Genomic DNA, 15,815 nt, shown 5'->3' on the forward strand with positions numbered 1-15,815 from the left:
GCGGAGCGGTCATACCGTCCAATACCGAATTTTTGCGACCCTATACTGGTGAGGTATTGCGAGCCGAACCAGGAGGCCCCATGGATCTCAAAGACATGCGCCAGTTTCTGGCGGTCGCCGAAGAGCGCAACTTCACCCGCGCGGCCGAGCGCCTGCACATGGCGCAGCCGCCGCTGTCGCGCCAGATCAAGGCGCTGGAAGACGAGATGGGGGCGCCGCTGTTCCTGCGCACACCGGCCGGCGTGGAGCTGACCGAGGCGGGCCAGACGCTGCTGGACGAGGTGCCCAACCTGCTGCACCTGGCGCAGCGCGCGGCCGAGCGCACGCGGCGCGCGGCCGAGCGCACGCGGCGCGCGGCGCAGGGCCTGACCGGCCAGCTCGACGTGGGCATCTACGGCTCGGGCGTGCTGGACGTCATTCCCCGCGTGCTCGCGAAGTTCCACGCGCAGCGGCCCGAGGTGCGCATCGCGCTGCACAACCTCACCAAGTCCGAGCAGCTGCAGGCGCTGCGCGAACGGCGCATCAGCGTGGGCTTCAACCGCCTGATCCCGCCCGAGCCGGACCTGGTGGTCGAGTCGGTGTTGCGCGAGCCGCTGCTGGTGGCGATGCACGAAGCGCACCCGCTGGCGCAGCGCAGGCAGGTCGGGATGGCCGACCTCGACGGGCTGCCCATGATCCTCTACCCCAACGAGGCCATCCACGGGCTGGCGCAGGAAGTGGCCGAGGCCTTCCGCCAGGAAGGCGTGCGGCTGGCGGTCGAGCAGGACGTCGAGGACGTGGTGACGGCCGTGGCCCTGGTGGCCAGTGGCTTCGGGCTGACCATCGCCACCCGGTCGGCCGCCAGCCTGCGCCTGCCGGGCGTGGTGTTCGTGCCCTTGCGCAGCCGCCACCTCAAGGACCTGGAGCTGAGCTGCCTCTACCGGCGCGGCGATCCGTCGCCGGTGCTGGCCATGTTCCTGGAGGTGGTGCGTGCGCATGGGAAGAGCGAAACGAAGGGCGGCAACGGCCTCAGACCTGCCTGAACAGCGGGCTGCGGGCGGCCTGCGCGTCGGCCGCCGAGAGGAACTTCTCGGTGTAGATGTCGCGCTCGAACAGGCGGCCCTGCATCAGGGTGGAGATGCAGGCCTCGATCATGGGCGGCGGCCCGCACAGGTAGGCCTTCTGGCCCACAAAGCTGCCGCCGAAATGCGCCTTGGCCGCTTCGTGCACGAAGCCGCGGAAGCCGTCCCAGTCCGAGCCCTCGGGCTCGTGCGAGAGCGCCGGCACGTACGAGAAGTTGGCGTGCTGTTCGGCGAGCGCGCGGAACTCGGCGTCGTAGTACAGCTCCTCGTGCGAACGCTGTCCGTAGACCAGGGTGATGGGCAGCGTGCAGCCGCGCGAGAGCAGGTCCGCGATCATCGAGCGCGGGCTCGACAGCCCCGAGCCGCCGGCCATGAACAGCATCGGCTGGCGCGCCGACTCGCGCACGAAGAAACGGCCGTAGGGGCCGGCCACGCGCAGGCGGTCGCCGGCCTTGAGCTGCTCGTGCAGCCAGGTGGTGCCGGCGCCGCCGGGCAGCTTGCGCACGTTGAGCTCGATGCCCTTCGTGGCGGCCACGTCGGCGGGTTGATTGGCGATCGAGAAGGCGCGGCTGCCGACGCCCGGGATTTCCACCTGCACGTACTGCCCCGCCTGGAAGTCGATGGCCTTGTCCAGCTGCAGGTGGATCGCCTTGATGGTGGGCGTGAGGTCCTCGACGCGGCTGACCGTGGCCGCGAAGTCGCGCACCGGGATCACGCGCGCATCGGGCTCCTCGTCGATCTCGGCTTCGATGGTGGTGTCGCTCTGCAGCGTGCAGCAGCAGGCCAGCGACTTGCCTTCATCGCGCTCAAATTCCATCAGCGCAAACGGATTTGCCGCACCATGGTCCACCTCGCCATCGAGCACCTGCACCTTGCACGTTCCGCACAGGCCGTGCCCGCAGGCGTGTGGAATGTAGATGCCCTGGCGCAATGCCGCGTCGAGCACGGTCTGCCCTTCGTCGACCTCGATGGTCGCGCCCAGGGGTTCGATGGTCAGTTGGTAGCTCATGGAACGATCAGCTGAACGAACCTTTGATCCCTGTGAGCCCAGGGGTTCTGAAGCGGATCGCGTCCTTGTGCAACAGGCCGTTGTCGGCCAGCGACTTGGCCGGATCGGGTTGCCAGGGCTGGCCGTTTTTCTTCCACTCGGCCTTGGCCCAGTCGATCTTGGCGAAGTCCGGGTGGTAGCCGTAGATGCCGGGCAGCACCGCGGCCGACAGCGCGCCGAACGGGGTGTCCGGCGGCAGCGGCAGGCAGACGGGGGCGCAGAACATCAGGTGGTCTTCCCAGCCGATGTAGAGCAGCGGGGCGGGGAAGTTCTCGCGCACATCCCTGGGCGTGAACTCGTAGGGGGCGATGGCGACGACGCTCATTTCTGCTCTCCTTGCACCAGGGGCTCGCCCTTCCAGGCGGCAAAGTTCTTCTGGTCTTCCGAACCTTCGAAGTCGAAGTTGTCGCGGCCGACTTCCATCTCGTAGTACTTGAGCACGGCCATCAGCGGGTCGAAGCCCTCGGCGGTCGGGTCGGTGCCTTCGGGGAAGCAGTGGCCCTGGTAGATCTGGTGCACCGGCAGCCAGCTCTGCACGTACTTCTCGGGCTCGTGGTCGAAGATGCTCTTGCAGTGGTCGCTGCAGAAGTGGTACTTGTAGGCCTTGTAGTCGCTGTCGCGGTAGCAGATCTTGCTGGGGTCACCCTCTTCGGTGAACAGCATCGGGACCTGGCAGGTGGTGCACAGCATCGGCAGCGTCATGTTGTAGAAGCGCTTGCCTTCGGCGGCCTGGTCGCGCCAGAACTCCCAGCGCGGGCGGTAGTACTTGTCGAAGGTCTCGGGGTACTTCTCGCTCAGCCAGGCCAGTTCGTCTTCCTTGGGCACCCAGGTGTGGAACGGGGCGGCGCCGTTGTAGTTGTAGAAGGTGGCCCAGGCCTGGTGGCTGATGTGGTCCTTGCCTTCGCAGGCCTGCTTCCAGCCGGCCGGCTCGCGGATGCCGTAGCGCGCCAGGTCCTTGAACAGGGCGCCGCCGTTTTCTTCGGCGTACATCTCCCAGGCTTCCTTCCAGCTCATCACGCGCTTGGGCAGCATGTAGTCCTGCATCATCGCGACCAGGGTCAGCAGGCGGTAGCCGCGCCAGAACCACTTGTCGATCCAGCGCTGCACGATGGGCACGTTGTCCGGGTCCTGCTCCAGCAGGAACTTGATGCACTCGATGCCCAGCGTCATGTGGCGGCTCTCGTCGCTCTGCGCCGAGAAGCCGAAGGTCACGGTGGACATGTCGCCGTTGTGCGCCGCGCCGCTCATGAAGGGCACGAACAGCAGGTTGGTCAGCACGTACTCGAAGCTGAAGCTGACGGCGGTGAGGAACTCGAACGGACCACCGGTGCAGGCGTCTTCGAAGAAGGACTTCGGCACCGACAGGTACCACACGCGGTCGTACCAGTGGTTCGAGTGGTGAATGCCGTTGAAGTACTTGTTGTAGTGGCTGATCGCGTGCGTCTCGGTCTGGTAGTGGCGCAGCTCGTCGATGGACTGCATCTGCGCCGCGACGCGGGCGCCTTCGCCGGTGAACTGGCGGCCCACATGGGCGAAGCCGCGGTGTGCGTAGTACTCCAGCGGCGTCACGCCCTGGATGAACAGCTTGAGCGCGTTGACGTAGCGCGCGTCGGACACGCCGAGCTGGCCGTTGTTCTGCGCGAAGGCCTCGATGACGGCGTAGAGCTTCTTCTCCTTCTCGCCCTGGTACTTCCAGTAGGCGTCCATGGTCAGGCGGAACGGGTCCTGCCACTTGTCCCAGTCGTGGATCTTGATGCCCTCGTACTTGTCGTACGGGAACACCTTGTCCATCGGCTGGTAGCTGGTCTCCCAGCCCAGGCCGCGGGTCATGGCGGCGTAGCGTTCTTTCAGGCCGAGCTTCTTGCTGGCAACACGGGTGTCCATGCGTTGTCTCCTTCTGCGTTGTGTTCAGTGCTTCCAGCTCAGCGTGAGCTGGTCGTCGTCCTCGTCGATGTAGCCCGAGAGGGTGACGAGGTTGACGTGGATGGCTTGCAGGTCGTAGGGCCGCCCGGTGAGGCCTTCGATGGTTTCGCGGCGGATGGTCAGGCTGCCGGGCGCATTGATCTTGACCAGGCCGGTCGGGTGGGTCAGCACCGCGTTCGGGTTGTCGGCCACGATGGCGTCGATCACCGGACGGGACTCTTCGTTGTGCTGGAAGGCGATGAATACGTCGGACATGTTGTGGTCTCCTGTTCAGGCCTGGTCAGGCGGTGACGCCGGTCTTGGCCAGCCGCGCCTGCAGCTGCACGCGGGCGTCGCTCAGCACGGTTTCTCCGGTCTCGCCCAGGGCCAGGCGGGCGATGGGCGAGAGGGCGGCCTGGGCGCGGTCCATCCAGTGGCCGGCCCAGTCGCGCAGCAGGGCTTTGTTGGCGTCCGATTCGGCGCCCGCGGCCTTGATGACGGCGTCGATCCAGCGCGCGGTTTCGTCGTGCCACTCGGGCATGAAGCTGGTCAGCATCGCGACCGCGGTGCCGCCCTGCAGGGCGACGTGGTCGTCCACGAAGCCACCGTAGATCAGCGGGTACAGCAGGCCGTCGAGCGCGAAGTTCTGCGCCACGAACAGCTCGAACGGGTCGCTGACCACGAAGCTGTCCTCGACCAGCCGGCGCAGACCCTGCCACTCGGGGGCGTCCAGCCAGGCCTGCTTGCCGTCTTCCAGCGACTGCGGCTCGCCCAGCACCAGGCCCAGGCGGGTCAGGTACTGCGCCACACCCAGGTTGTCCATCGCGTGGAACATGGCCGGCGCGGTGAAGGCAGTGCCAAAACCGTAGGCGCAGATGGACGCGTTGTTCATGTTGGCGCCCCAGGCCGCGTGGCGCAGCGGCATCAGCACCGTCAGGGCCTTCTCGCGCACGCCGTCGGGCATCTTGCCGACCATGCCGCGCTGCTCGACGAACTGGAAGTTGGCCTCCATCGCGTCCTGCTGCTTGGCGCGGGTCATGGTCCAGGTGGCGTAATAAAACTGGCGCGGGTCTTTGAGCACGTACCAGTCGGCCAGCACGATCTTGCTGCGGCTGGCGTCGAAGAGTTCGTGGCCCGGGTCCCAGGTCGGCCGGTAGTGGAAGTTGACCATCGGCTGAGCGCCGAAGGTGGCCTCCTGGTAGCGGCTGGCGGTCTTGTCGCCGCCGATGTATTTCGCCACGTGGGCGTAGGTCTGGCGCAGCGGCGTGATCTCCCGCGCCTGCAGGTCGATGTTCATCGGTGCTTGTCTCCGTTGGAATGGTTGTTGAACGGCTCTCGGGAACTCAGGTGTCCAGACGCTGCACCCGGTTGTTGACGCAGAAGGCCTCGAAGGCCGGGGCCGGCAGCATCAGCTCCACTGCCAGCTCCGGCCAGCCGATCGAGAACTCGAAGGCGACCAGGCCGTCGGCACGGCGCTCGATCACCCGCACGAAGCGCAGCGAGGCGTCGACGGCGGGCAGGGAGGTGTCGGTGGTCTGGGGCATGGTGCTTGGGGCGGTCGGTGCGTTGTCGGACGCGTCCCCTCTCGCAGATGGCGTGCCAGTCCGCCGGGGTTGGGCCAAAAATCTCGATATTTCAGGGAAATCCCTGAGAAAAATGTCGGTGTGCAGCGCAGCATCTGGATCGCCCAACACCCTTCGATAGTCTGTTTCTTGGACTGTTGCGGCGCAGCACGTGAGAAAAATCTCGATTTGATGAGGCGCTTTTTGCTGCGAGTGATCAAATGATCAAATTCAGGCACTGCTTCGCCGGTTTGTCGATTTGGGGCGTTTGGCGGAAAATATCGAGATTTCAGTCGCCGCAGAGCGACCCACCGGAGACACCTTTGGACCCCCATCTGACCTACCCGCCCGACAACGACCTGCGCCGGCTGCTGCGCTTCGAGCCGCACAGCGGCGCCATCTGGCTGGGCGAGCGGCGCATGGTGCTGCTGCACACCGCGGCGCTGACGGCGCTGCGCCACGACCTCATCACCTCGGTCGGCAAGGACCACGCGCGGCGCCTGCTCACGCGCATGGGCTATGCCTGCGGCCTGCACGATGCGGGCTTCGCGGCCAAGACGCGCGGCAAGAAGACACTGGAAGACATGTTCCTGGTCGGGCCGCAGCTGCACATGCTCGAAGGCGCGGCGCGCGTCACGCCGGTGCGGCTGGAGATGGACGCCGCGGCCGGCCGCTTCGAGGGCGTGTTCCGCTGGGACGACTCCTGGGAGGCGCACGCGCACCGGCTGCAATACGGCGTGGTCGACGAGCCGGCCTGCTGGACCCTGCTGGGTTACGCGAGCGGCTACACCAGCGCCTTCATGGGCCGGCTGATCCTGTACAAGGAGACGAAGTGTTCGGCCTGCGGCGACGACCATTGCCTGATCGAAGGCCGGCCGATCGACGAGTGGCCCGACGGTGACGCGCACCGCCAGTACTTCGAGGACGACTCGCTGCTGGAGAAGATGGCCGCGCTGAGCCAGCAGGTCGAGGCGTTGAAGAACACGCTGGAGCCGGCCGAGTCGGGTGGCATGCTGGTCGGCTCCTCGCCGGGCTTCCAGCACGCGCACGACCTGATGCGCCGCGCCGCGGCGACGCAGGTGACGGTGCTGCTCACCGGCGAGACCGGCGTGGGCAAGGAGCGCTTCGCGCGCGCACTGCACGAACACTCCGAGCGCGCCGCCGGGCCGTTCGTGGCGGTCAACTGCGCGGCGCTGCCGGCCGAGCTGATCGAGGCCGAGCTGTTCGGCGTCGAGAAGGGCGCCTTCACCGGTGCCCACGCGGCGCGGGCCGGCCGCTTCGAGCGGGCCGAAGGCGGCACGCTGTTCCTCGACGAGGTGGGCGACATGCCGCTGCCGGCGCAGGCCAAGCTGCTGCGCGTGCTGCAGGAGGGCGAGATCGAGCGCCTGGGCAGCGAGAGCGCGCGCAAGGTCAACGTGCGCCTCGTGACGGCGACCAACGTCAACCTCGAAGCCGCGGTCGAACGCGGGCAGTTCCGGCGCGACCTGTTCTACCGCCTCAACGTCTACCCGATCTGCATCCCGCCGCTGCGCGAACGCAGCAGCGACATCGAGCCGCTGGCTCGGCACCTGCTGGCGCGCTTCACCGCGCTGCACCAGAAGCGCCTGGGCGGCTTCAGCGACCGCGCGCTGCAAGCGCTGGCTCGCCACCGCTGGCCCGGCAACGTGCGCGAGCTGGAGAACCTGGTCGAGCGCGGCGTGATCCTGGCGGCGCAGGGCGGCGTGATCGAGGTCGAGCACCTGTTCCCCAACCAGTCCGAGCCGGCGCAGGACGGCATCGACCCGCAGGGCCGGCTGGCGCGCCGTGCGCCCGAGGACGAGCTGCGCCTGTGCGCGCAGGTGCTCGATGCCGGCGTGCCGATCGAGACCCTGGAGGCGCAGGTGCTGGCCCTGGCGGTCGAGCGCAGCCGCGGCAATCTGGCCGGCGCCGCCCGCCTGCTGGGTCTGAGCCGCGCGCAGCTGGCCTACCGGCTCAAGCGCGCCCAGAACCCCGAACCCGACTGAGCACGTTCATGTTGCACACACTGCTCCAACCCGTCCACGCTGCCGGCCCTGCGCCGCGCAGCGACGAACCCGAACCCCGCACGCTCACCGAACGCGCCTACCGGGCGCTGCGTCACGACATCGTGTGTGGCGATCTGCAGCCGGGCCAGCGCCTGCGCGTCGAGCACCTCAAGGACCACTACGGCGTGGGCGCCGGCACGCTGCGGGAGGCGCTGGCGCTGCTGGTGTCCGACGCGCTGGTCACGGTCGAAGGCCAGCGCGGCTACCGCGTCAGCGCGGTCTCGCTGGACGATCTGCGCGACCTGACCGACACCCGCGTGCGGCTGGAAACCGAAGCGCTGCGCCAGTCGATCCGGCTCGGCGACGCGGGCTGGGAGCGCTCGGTGCGCGGGGCCTTTGCACGGCTCAGCGTGGCCGAGGAGGGCGGCGCCGGCCGCGACCCGGACCAGTGGGAGCGCGCCAACCGCCACTTCCACGAAACCCTGATCGCGGGCCACAGCTCACCCTGGACGCGGCACCTGCTGGACATCCTCTACCGCCACGGCGAGCGCTACCGCCACATCGCCATCCGCATCGGCGCCACGCCGGGCTTCGACCGCGATGTGCACGCCGAGCACGAGAGCATCTTTCTCGCGGCGATGGCGCGGCAGGAGGCCCGCGCCGCGCTGGCGCTGGAAGCCCATATCCGCCTGACCTGCGACATCCTGACCCGCCAGGCCGCCGCGGCGACAGGCGGCGGATTTAAGGCTGCGCTGAACAAGCCGTAGATCTCAACGAACCTCGCTGGCCGATTTCGACATGCGGGATTAGGTCGGCGAATCACGCATTCTGAGGCGACCTGAGACCCTTCTGGGCGTCTTCATCCGCCCTTGGCGCCCGCTGCGGGCGCACTCATGCCACGAGGCGCTGGCGCGCCAGGTGGATGTTGGCCAGACCCAGCACCACAAACGAGCGCGTGGCGTTCTTGGCCAGGCCCCGGTAGCGCACCTTGGCAAAGCCCCAGAGCCGTTTGACCACAGCGAAGACGTGTTCGACCCGGGCGCGGACCTTGGACTTGTTGTGGTTCCTGGATCGCTCAGCCTCGTCGATCTCGCCGCCCCTCCGCACGCGCTGGTTGGTGAAGTCCCGGGCCTTTGGGGGCCTTCGATCCGATCAACGCCTTCTGGCTGGCGTAGGCACTGTCGCCATACACACGCTGCTCATTGCCGTGCAGCAGATCGGGCAGCGGGTGCTTGTCGTGCACGTTGGCTGCTGTCACCACAGCGCTGTGCGCCAGCCCGGTGCGGCTGTCCACGCCAATGTGCAGCTTCATCCCGAAATACCACTGCTGGGCAGTACTTCACTTCGTCCCACACCTTGGCCCATTTTTTGCGCCAGGCCATCGGGCGCTGGCAACAGGCGCAAAGCTTTGTTGGCAAATCGCCTTTTCGCTGGGCTGTCATGGTGCAATGCTTCAGGGTGAGGTGTGACCTTGCCCCTGTTTCGTGTAGTTCTTAACCCACGATTCACGCGGCCTTTTTACGCTGTGCCTCGTACCAGCGCTGCTCGTATTGCATCGGGCTGAGGTAGCCCAGTGACGAATGCAACCTTCGGTGATTGTAGAAGGCCATCCAGTCCATCACCGCCTGACTTGCCTGCTCACGGGTGGCGAATTTGCACCCATGCACGCTGGCGGTTTTCAGCCGCCCCCAGAAGCTTTCCGTCGGTGCGTTGTCCCAACAGTTCCCCTTGCGGCTCATCGATGATTGGATGCCCCAGTTCTTCAGGGCCTGCTGGAACTCTGCGCTGCAATACTGGCTGCCCCGGTCGCTGTGGAATATCACCCCAGGAGGCGGTCTACGGCGCCACCACGCCATGGCCAGCGCGTCCTTGACCAAGCCCGCCTGCATGTGCGGCTGCAGGCTCCAGCCCACCACCTGACGGCTGAACAGGTCGATGACCGCAGCCAGGTACAGCCAGCCCTCGTCGGTCTGGATGTAGGTGATGTCGCCACTCCAGAGCTGGTTGGGCTCCTCGGGCTTGAAGCGCCGCTGCACCAGGTCGGGCGCCACCGGCAGGCTGTGTCTGCTGTCGGTGGTGACCACAAACTTGCGTTTCGTCCTGGCCTTGATGGCGTGCTGCTGCATGAGCTTGCGAACCCGGTCTTTGCCCACACGGATGCCTCGGGCCAGCAGTTCCTTGTGCATGCGTGGCCAGCCGTATTCGCCCTTGACCTGGGCGTGGATGGCACGAATGTGCGCCAGCAAGGCTTCGTCGCTGTAGCGCCGGCCAGGGCCACCGTGGCCAGACTCGCCTCGGCGCAGCCAGTTGAAGTACCCGCTCGCGCTCACCTCCAGCACACCGCAGGACACACTCACCGGATACAGCTTTCTCATTTGGTGAATCCAGGCGTACCTCGCAGCGTGTCCTGCGCGAAGTACGCCGCGGCTTTTTTTGCAACGTCACGCTCCATGCGAAGCCGGGCATTCTCGGCGCGCAGCCGAGCAATCTCCATTTTCTCGGGCGAGACTTGGATGCTCTTGTCACCACCGCCCGCACCGTCCAATTCTCCCTTGGCTGACAGCCGCACCCAGTTGCCCAGGCTCGCTTTGGGGATGCCCAGTACCTTGGCCACCACCGCAATCGGCTGACCCGAGCGCACCTGCCGAACAGCCTCCAGCTTGAACTCTCGCGTGTACTGCGCACGCACCTGCTTTTCACTCATCTCTGAACTCCTTGTCGGTATTTTCAACAAGGGCTAAGAACTCCACTTTTCAGGGGCAACCTCAGGACTACAGCTTGCGGCGCTGGGAGGCTTTGACCCGGTTCGTCGATGACGGACAGCTGCCCGTGGACAACAACTGGATCGAGAACCAGATTCGGCCGATTGCCATTGGCCGCAACAACTGGCTCTTTGCGGGCAGCCTACGAGCTGGTCAGAGGGCAGCAGCCGTCATGACGCTCATCCAGTCAGCACGACTCAATGGGCATGATCCCTATGCGTATCTCAAGGACGTTTTGGCTCGCTTGCCGACGCAACGGGTTAGCCTGGTTCACGAGTTGCTACCGCATCGTTGGTTCGCACCGAGCTGAATGTCGTTATTTGAGGCTCCGCTCAGCGAACGGTTGGCCAGCTTGCCCCAGTGGCGCTGCGCAGCGATTCAAGTGCACCGCAATCGCCAACGCATACCCCTCCCGCACAGGTACTGCGGATGGCACGCAGTTGCTTGCGCAGCGCCTGCAACTCGGCGATTCGCTGCTCTACCAAGCGCATTTGATCGTCTAGCAAGGCATTGACCTCGTCGCAGGACATGGCGGGGTCGTCCTGCAACTGCAGCAGAGCCCGGATATCGTCGTGCGACATGTCCAGCGAGCGGCACCGAACGATGAAGGCCAACCTGTCGACATGCTGTTGGCCATATTGCCGATAGTTGTTGGCGGCCCGCAGGGGCGCCTGCAGAAGGCCCTCTGCTTCATAAAAGCGCACCGCGGGAACGGAGCACCCTGCCAATGACGATAGTTCACCGATTTTCATATTTGCCTACCTACCGCTTGACTCTACAGCTACTTGAGGGTTTCTAATACGGGACATGAGTACATGTCAAAGCAGTAGCTGCTCGAGCAGTTGCAATTCGCAGACGGTCGACGAGGCCCCAAGCGCCATTGCTTCCGTGGAGAGCACATTTTCAGTTCCGGGAATGGACTGCCCCTCCGAGGAGAACCTCATTCGCATGGCGCTGGGTGGTCTGACCGGGGTTGGGCCGATGACCTTCGATCTGGCCCATCGGCAGCTCCGGGTGGTGCACTCGGGCGAGCCCGCCAGGATCGCCCAGAAGCTGACGCCCCTGAACTTGGGTGCGGTTCTGCTGACAAGCGAGAGGCGCACCGAAGGCGGGCAGTGGAAGACGCGTTTCTCCGTGCCGAAGATGGATTGCCCGTCGGAGGAGAATCTCATTCGGATGGCGCTGGCCGATGCGTCGGCTGTTGCGGCACTGGACTTCGATCTGAAGGACCGTGTACTCACCGTGCAGCATGGGGGAAGTACGCAAGAGCTGCTGGGCCGTCTCATCCCTCTCAACCTCGGCGCGCAAGTGTTGGACAGCGTGCAAAGCGACGAGTCTACGGCCCCAGACGCAGAGGGGAATGCCTCTGAGGCTCGGACCTTAAAGCTGCTGCTCGCTATCAACGGTGCGATGTTTGTCTTTGAGTTGATCGTTGGCCTGATCGCCCAGTCCACAGGTCTCATAGCGGACTCGCTTGACATGTTCGCCGATGCGGCGGTCTACGGACTGGCGCTCTATGCGGTGGGCCGCGCCGCCGCCTTGAAGATGAAGGCAGCGCACATCGCTGGTTTGTTGCAAGTCGTGCTTGCGCTTGGCGCGCTTTTGGAGGTCGTTCGGCGGGCAGTTGTGGGAAGTGAGCCGGCGTCCATGCTCATGATGAGTATCGGGCTGGTCGCATTGATCGCCAACGTCACCTGCCTGGTGCTGATCGCCAAGAAGCGGGATCGGGGCGCCCACATGACGGCAAGCTACATTTTTTCTGCGAATGATGTGATCGCAAACGCGGGGGTGATAGTCGCTGGTGTTTTGGTCGCTTGGACGGGCTCCTCGTACCCTGACCTCGTGATTGGCGCAGTCATTGCGCTGATAGTGCTCAGCGGTGCCCGGCGCATCCTGAACCTCCGATAGCCAATCTAGCGGCATCCCACACCGATGCCTAGCCAAGGTGGGATGGCCGGCCGCTTACCAATCACGAGCAGAACGATGAGGCGGTATGCGTGTTTCATGCCTCCCATCATGTTGTCACGATGAGCAAAAGGCACTGCGGCCCAATTTCGCAAATACGTCGTGAGTCGCCGCCGAGCGGCCCAAGGTGCGGCGTTATACGATATAGATTATGTTAAATGGCTTCAACATAACATTGCATCATATAGTGGGCGGGGTGCGGCGTCTAGGGGTCTCCTCGTTTTCAGTGCAATAAGTGACGGTACGAAAAGCTAGCACTGGCGCGGAGGTGGTGTTGGTAGATCGTTGATTTCATTGACTTTCCTGTTCACTTTCAAATCTGCGATTCGTGGCGTCAAACCGTGGTCGGTTTCATCCATTGGTGCCAGTTATCGATGCATTTGGCCGCGAAGGCAGGATTTGGTCAGCATAGCGGTCAACCGGGAAGCGAAACACACCCCGCAAGTTGATGCTCTCCAGCCTGGTGGGCGCAATCTTCCCGATCAGTTCCGGTGGAATGACCTGGCGGCGGTTCGACCAGCGATCCAGGACCGCCTGCATCTGTGAGGTATTCCACGCCATCACGATGTTGGCCATCAGGCTCAACGCATCGGCCACAGCCTGCATTTCATCGACACGTTTGGCCTGCGCCGGGCTGATCCGGCCGGTATAAATGGCGCGCTTGAGGGCGTTAACAGCCTCGCCCCGATTGAGCACCCGGCGCAACTCGTTCCTGAAAGCGTCCTTGACAAAGTAGTCAGCCAAAAACGCCGTACGCAGCAACCGCCCCAATTGCACGCCAGCCTCATAGATTGGATCGCCCTGGGCGGCAGAACCGAACCGCGCAAGAGCTGCCACCGCACTGGCATGTCCGCTCATGACCGAGGCTGCCAGGTGCACCAGACTATCCCAATGCTTTTCGATCAAAGCGACGTCGACATTGGCTTCGCACACCGCAGCGATTTCTGCGGGCACTTTGGTGCCGCGTGGCACAAAGAGGTGGCGCTGTTTGAGTTCCTTCAACCGCGGGCAAAGATCAAAACCAAGCAAACGGGCATGTGACATGGCAAAGTCGGTGTAGCCATGGGTATCCACAGCAAGCTGGCTGGTCTCCAGCTTTTCTTGGCGGATGACACCTTCAATGGCCACGCCCGCCTGGCGCTCATTGAGCACAAAGGGCTGCGCATGGAAGATGCCCCACCGGTCTTTTACATGGGAGTAGATTCCAATGGAAGGTGTGTTGCGCCGAGGATCAAGCCGGGCTTGCCACACCCGTTTGGTGGTCTCCATGCTCATCATGTCAGAAGATGCCAAATCGGACCGCCCCCAGGTGGCGGCAATCGGGTGTCGCTGCATGAATTCCAGCACAGCCTGGCAGGCCTGGCTCAGACGCCGTTCGTCCCGCGCCCAGCGCATGGCCTGGCGAATGCTGGTGGCAGACAATTGCGGAATCATGCGCGCGCATTCGACCGCAGTCAGACTGGTGCCGTGGGCCATGATGCCGGCATAGACCATCAGCAGCTCGTCGGTAGAGCGCGGCTCACGTCCGAGCATGATCCAGCTAAAGCGCACCTGGGCGTCAACGGCCAGAATCACTTCCGGCAATTGAACCTCACCGATGCGGTGATCCAAAGCCGCGCGCAGCTTGGTCACTTCTGGGTCTTCGTCCTCTGCGGGCAATGGCGACAAATGGAGTTCATCATCCACGCGCAGTACGCCACTGCGGGCTGCAGCGGCCACCGCATCGACACCGGCAGTTACTCTGGCCAGCAAAGGCTTCAAGAAAGTGGCAGCCTTGCTGGGTAACGATAGACGGGCATAGTGTTTCTTGGACTCTGCCTGCCAACGCTCGTCCGTGAAGAACAAGCGCGCACGACCCCGAAAGCTCAGGCTGTGCTCAATCCAGACCGAGCCATTGCGCACCGCGCGGCGCAGGGCAAACAGGGTGGCCACCTCCAACGCCTGAAACGCCCGTTCCCGGTCTGGGCTGGAGATCGAAACCTGCCAGATCATTCCCAGACTTGGTGCCACCACTTCAACTGGCAGCTTTCTGGATCCTTTGAGATATAAAGCTTGCAGCTTGGCAAGGTACTCGATGGCAGGATGCTCGCCGGTGGCCTGCCAGGGCAGCTTTGCAATGGCGACGAGCAACGACCGCACGGGGCGAATTCCATCAATCAATCCCTCGCGGACCAGGGAGGCCCTGCTCGGTGGTTTGCGTTTCTGGGTTTCGGTGATCAAGGCTTCAAGACGGGCACGCAACTCAGCATCTGGCACCGCACCTTGCGCGCTCAAGGCAACAAGTTCGCCGAGCAGCGTTTTGTACATTGCGGCCCAATTGACGGTAGCGGGGACATCGGCGGCAGCCTGACGCCACAGATCGGCGATCCGGCGCTGCACCATAAGGATCAACTGGTCTGTGGTGGTGAACAGGCAATACCGAAGAAAGCATGCGACCTCCACGGTGCGCGCTGGCTCTTTGATCTTGGCTCCGGCTGAGGGCGGCCTGGAGACAAGTCGGCGCGCGTAGCGGCGCAAGATGAGATCGGGGATGTCTGCCAGGTGCTTATGAACGTCCAGCGTGTAAAGCAGGTCGATGCGCTCCAGTACCTCGCTGATTTGGCGGGTTGAGTGTTTCGCCGGTGCAGCCCATAGCCAACTCTGCTGGGTTTGTCCATCTGGGCGCAGCTCTGAAACTGAGGCTCGCCAGCGATCAAGTGTTGCTGGATCAACGCTGGCGGCGATGGCGGTGCCTGTTTCAACTTCAAGCTGGGCAAGTGCCGCCGCAATCAGTGTCCGAATTGCCCGCTCGTGCACGATCACCAGCTTGTTCTTGTACAGCCATTGACGCGCCCGCACGAGTAGCTGATCGCGGTCGGCGCAGCGCGCCACTTCGTCGCGCAGTTCACGTACCAGTGAGCGGCGCTGGTGCTCGCTCATCCACTGGAATCCAAGGACCGTGCAGGCTACTTGTTGGTGATCGAATAGCGTGCGCCCGCGTTCATACATGGCTCTCAGCGAGGCGACTTCTGGTGCTGCAATGCCAAGCTCGTTGCCAAGGTGGCGCCACAAGGCTACTGGAATTACCCGAAAGGCACCGAGCAAACGCCCACTCATGCGCAGGAAACCAATATGGAGCGCCAGACCAAGCTTGTGGGAATCACCTCGGCGTGCATTGATTGCGTCGCGCTCGGCACCATCGAAGGTGAAAAATGCCTTCATCTCGAAGTCGCTGATATCGCGGGGGAGCCCACGCATCCCCAAAAACGTTGTGTGCCAACCCTGCATCGTGAACCTCAAAAGTGGGAGGCCACCATACCCGTTTACAAAGCGAACAGGAAAGTCAATGAAATCAACGGTCTACCCAGACCACCCCCGCGCCAGTGCTAGCTTTGCGTACCGTCACTTATTGCACTGAAAACGAGGAGACCCCGAAATGGCGATGCGAGATCCAGGCGGGCAGGGCGGCCGCCATCGTCGGAACTGGCGATGGTCGACCGCGCCGGCGTGCATCGCCGGAAATGGCGATGCTG

At 64.1% G+C, this 15,815-nt stretch carries 13 protein-coding genes and 3 pseudogenes; 5 read left to right on the forward strand and 11 right to left on the reverse strand.

Annotated elements, in window-relative coordinates; all coding sequences use genetic code 11:
- Positions 1–80 precede the first annotated feature (80 nt).
- Complete coding sequence (locus FOC84_RS00350; protein ID WP_173142687.1) at positions 81–1,022, forward strand: LysR substrate-binding domain-containing protein; 942 nt, start codon at positions 81–83, stop codon at positions 1,020–1,022.
- Here FOC84_RS00350 and FOC84_RS00355 read toward each other — a convergent pair.
- The 6 genes from FOC84_RS00355 to FOC84_RS00380 are packed head-to-tail and all read right to left on the reverse strand — an operon-like array spanning position 1,009 to position 5,555.
- Positions 1,009–2,070 (reverse strand): NADH:ubiquinone reductase (Na(+)-transporting) subunit F, encoded by a 1,062-nt coding sequence (locus tag FOC84_RS00355; RefSeq protein WP_173142688.1) that lies wholly within the window; start codon positions 2,068–2,070, stop codon positions 1,009–1,011. The two genes, FOC84_RS00350 and FOC84_RS00355, sit on opposite strands and share 14 nt — an antisense overlap.
- Positions 2,071–2,077: 7 nt before the next feature.
- A complete protein-coding gene (locus FOC84_RS00360; RefSeq protein WP_034382472.1) occupies positions 2,078–2,434 on the reverse strand; it encodes a phenol hydroxylase subunit P4 in 357 nt (118 codons plus the stop codon).
- Positions 2,431–3,993 (reverse strand): aromatic/alkene/methane monooxygenase hydroxylase/oxygenase subunit alpha, encoded by a 1,563-nt coding sequence (locus FOC84_RS00365; protein WP_173142689.1) that lies wholly within the window; start codon positions 3,991–3,993, stop codon positions 2,431–2,433. The genes FOC84_RS00360 and FOC84_RS00365 overlap by 4 nt, the downstream gene beginning before the upstream one ends.
- A 24-nt stretch (positions 3,994–4,017) precedes the next feature.
- Entirely contained in the window at positions 4,018–4,287 is a 270-nt protein-coding gene (locus FOC84_RS00370) for an MmoB/DmpM family protein (protein ID WP_008344278.1), read from the reverse strand.
- A 25-nt stretch (positions 4,288–4,312) separates the two neighbouring features.
- On the reverse strand, positions 4,313–5,308 hold the full coding sequence (locus FOC84_RS00375; RefSeq protein ID WP_008344280.1) for an aromatic/alkene monooxygenase hydroxylase subunit beta: 996 nt from the start codon (positions 5,306–5,308) through the stop codon (positions 4,313–4,315).
- Between the two features lie 46 nt (positions 5,309–5,354).
- The gene (locus tag FOC84_RS00380) at positions 5,355–5,555 is read right to left on the reverse strand and encodes a phenol hydroxylase subunit (protein WP_008344281.1); all 201 of its coding nucleotides are present in this window, start codon (positions 5,553–5,555) and stop codon (positions 5,355–5,357) included.
- Positions 5,556–5,896: 341 nt separating this feature from the next.
- Here FOC84_RS00380 and FOC84_RS00385 point away from each other — a divergent pair, with 341 nt between their 5' ends.
- Positions 5,897–7,576, forward strand: a complete 1,680-nt coding sequence (locus FOC84_RS00385; RefSeq protein ID WP_173142690.1) for a sigma-54-dependent Fis family transcriptional regulator — start codon at positions 5,897–5,899, stop codon at positions 7,574–7,576.
- Between the two features lie 8 nt (positions 7,577–7,584).
- Entirely contained in the window at positions 7,585–8,343 is a 759-nt protein-coding gene (locus tag FOC84_RS00390; protein ID WP_052088424.1) for a GntR family transcriptional regulator, read from the forward strand.
- Between the two features lie 124 nt (positions 8,344–8,467).
- Here FOC84_RS00390 and FOC84_RS00395 read toward each other — a convergent pair.
- From FOC84_RS00395 to FOC84_RS00405, 3 genes and pseudogenes are all read right to left on the reverse strand, one after another.
- Positions 8,468–8,906: pseudogene (locus FOC84_RS00395) on the reverse strand (IS5 family transposase); the annotation flags it as partial.
- Between the two features lies 1 nt (position 8,907).
- Positions 8,908–9,018, reverse strand: a pseudogene (locus FOC84_RS00400) (DUF2256 domain-containing protein); the annotation flags it as partial.
- A gap of 63 nt (positions 9,019–9,081) precedes the next feature.
- A protein-coding gene (locus FOC84_RS00405; RefSeq protein ID WP_085955278.1) for an IS3 family transposase occupies positions 9,082–10,280 on the reverse strand; the annotation gives its coding sequence in 2 pieces (ribosomal slippage) (positions 9,082–10,013 and positions 10,013–10,280; 1,200 coding nt in all).
- 65 nt (positions 10,281–10,345) lie between these two features.
- On the opposite strand from FOC84_RS00405, the pseudogene FOC84_RS00410 reads away from it, so the two are divergent.
- Positions 10,346–10,648 (forward strand): annotated as a pseudogene (locus FOC84_RS00410) (IS66 family transposase); the annotation flags it as partial.
- A gap of 22 nt (positions 10,649–10,670) precedes the next feature.
- Here FOC84_RS00410 and cadR read toward each other — a convergent pair.
- Positions 10,671–11,090, reverse strand: a complete 420-nt coding sequence (gene cadR, locus FOC84_RS00415) for a Cd(II)/Pb(II)-responsive transcriptional regulator (RefSeq protein WP_010791743.1) — start codon at positions 11,088–11,090, stop codon at positions 10,671–10,673.
- A gap of 163 nt (positions 11,091–11,253) precedes the next feature.
- Here cadR and FOC84_RS00420 point away from each other — a divergent pair, with 163 nt between their 5' ends.
- On the forward strand, positions 11,254–12,246 hold the full coding sequence (locus FOC84_RS00420; protein ID WP_254241689.1) for a cation transporter: 993 nt from the start codon (positions 11,254–11,256) through the stop codon (positions 12,244–12,246).
- Positions 12,247–12,654: 408 nt separating this feature from the next.
- On the opposite strand, the gene FOC84_RS00425 is transcribed toward FOC84_RS00420, so the two are convergent.
- Complete coding sequence (locus FOC84_RS00425; protein WP_003049965.1) at positions 12,655–15,570, reverse strand: Tn3-like element IS1071 family transposase; 2,916 nt, start codon at positions 15,568–15,570, stop codon at positions 12,655–12,657.
- Between the last annotated feature and the right edge of the window lie 245 nt (positions 15,571–15,815).

This window comes from Achromobacter pestifer (assembly GCF_013267355.1).
Taxonomy (GTDB): domain Bacteria; phylum Pseudomonadota; class Gammaproteobacteria; order Burkholderiales; family Burkholderiaceae_B; genus Achromobacter; species Achromobacter pestifer_A.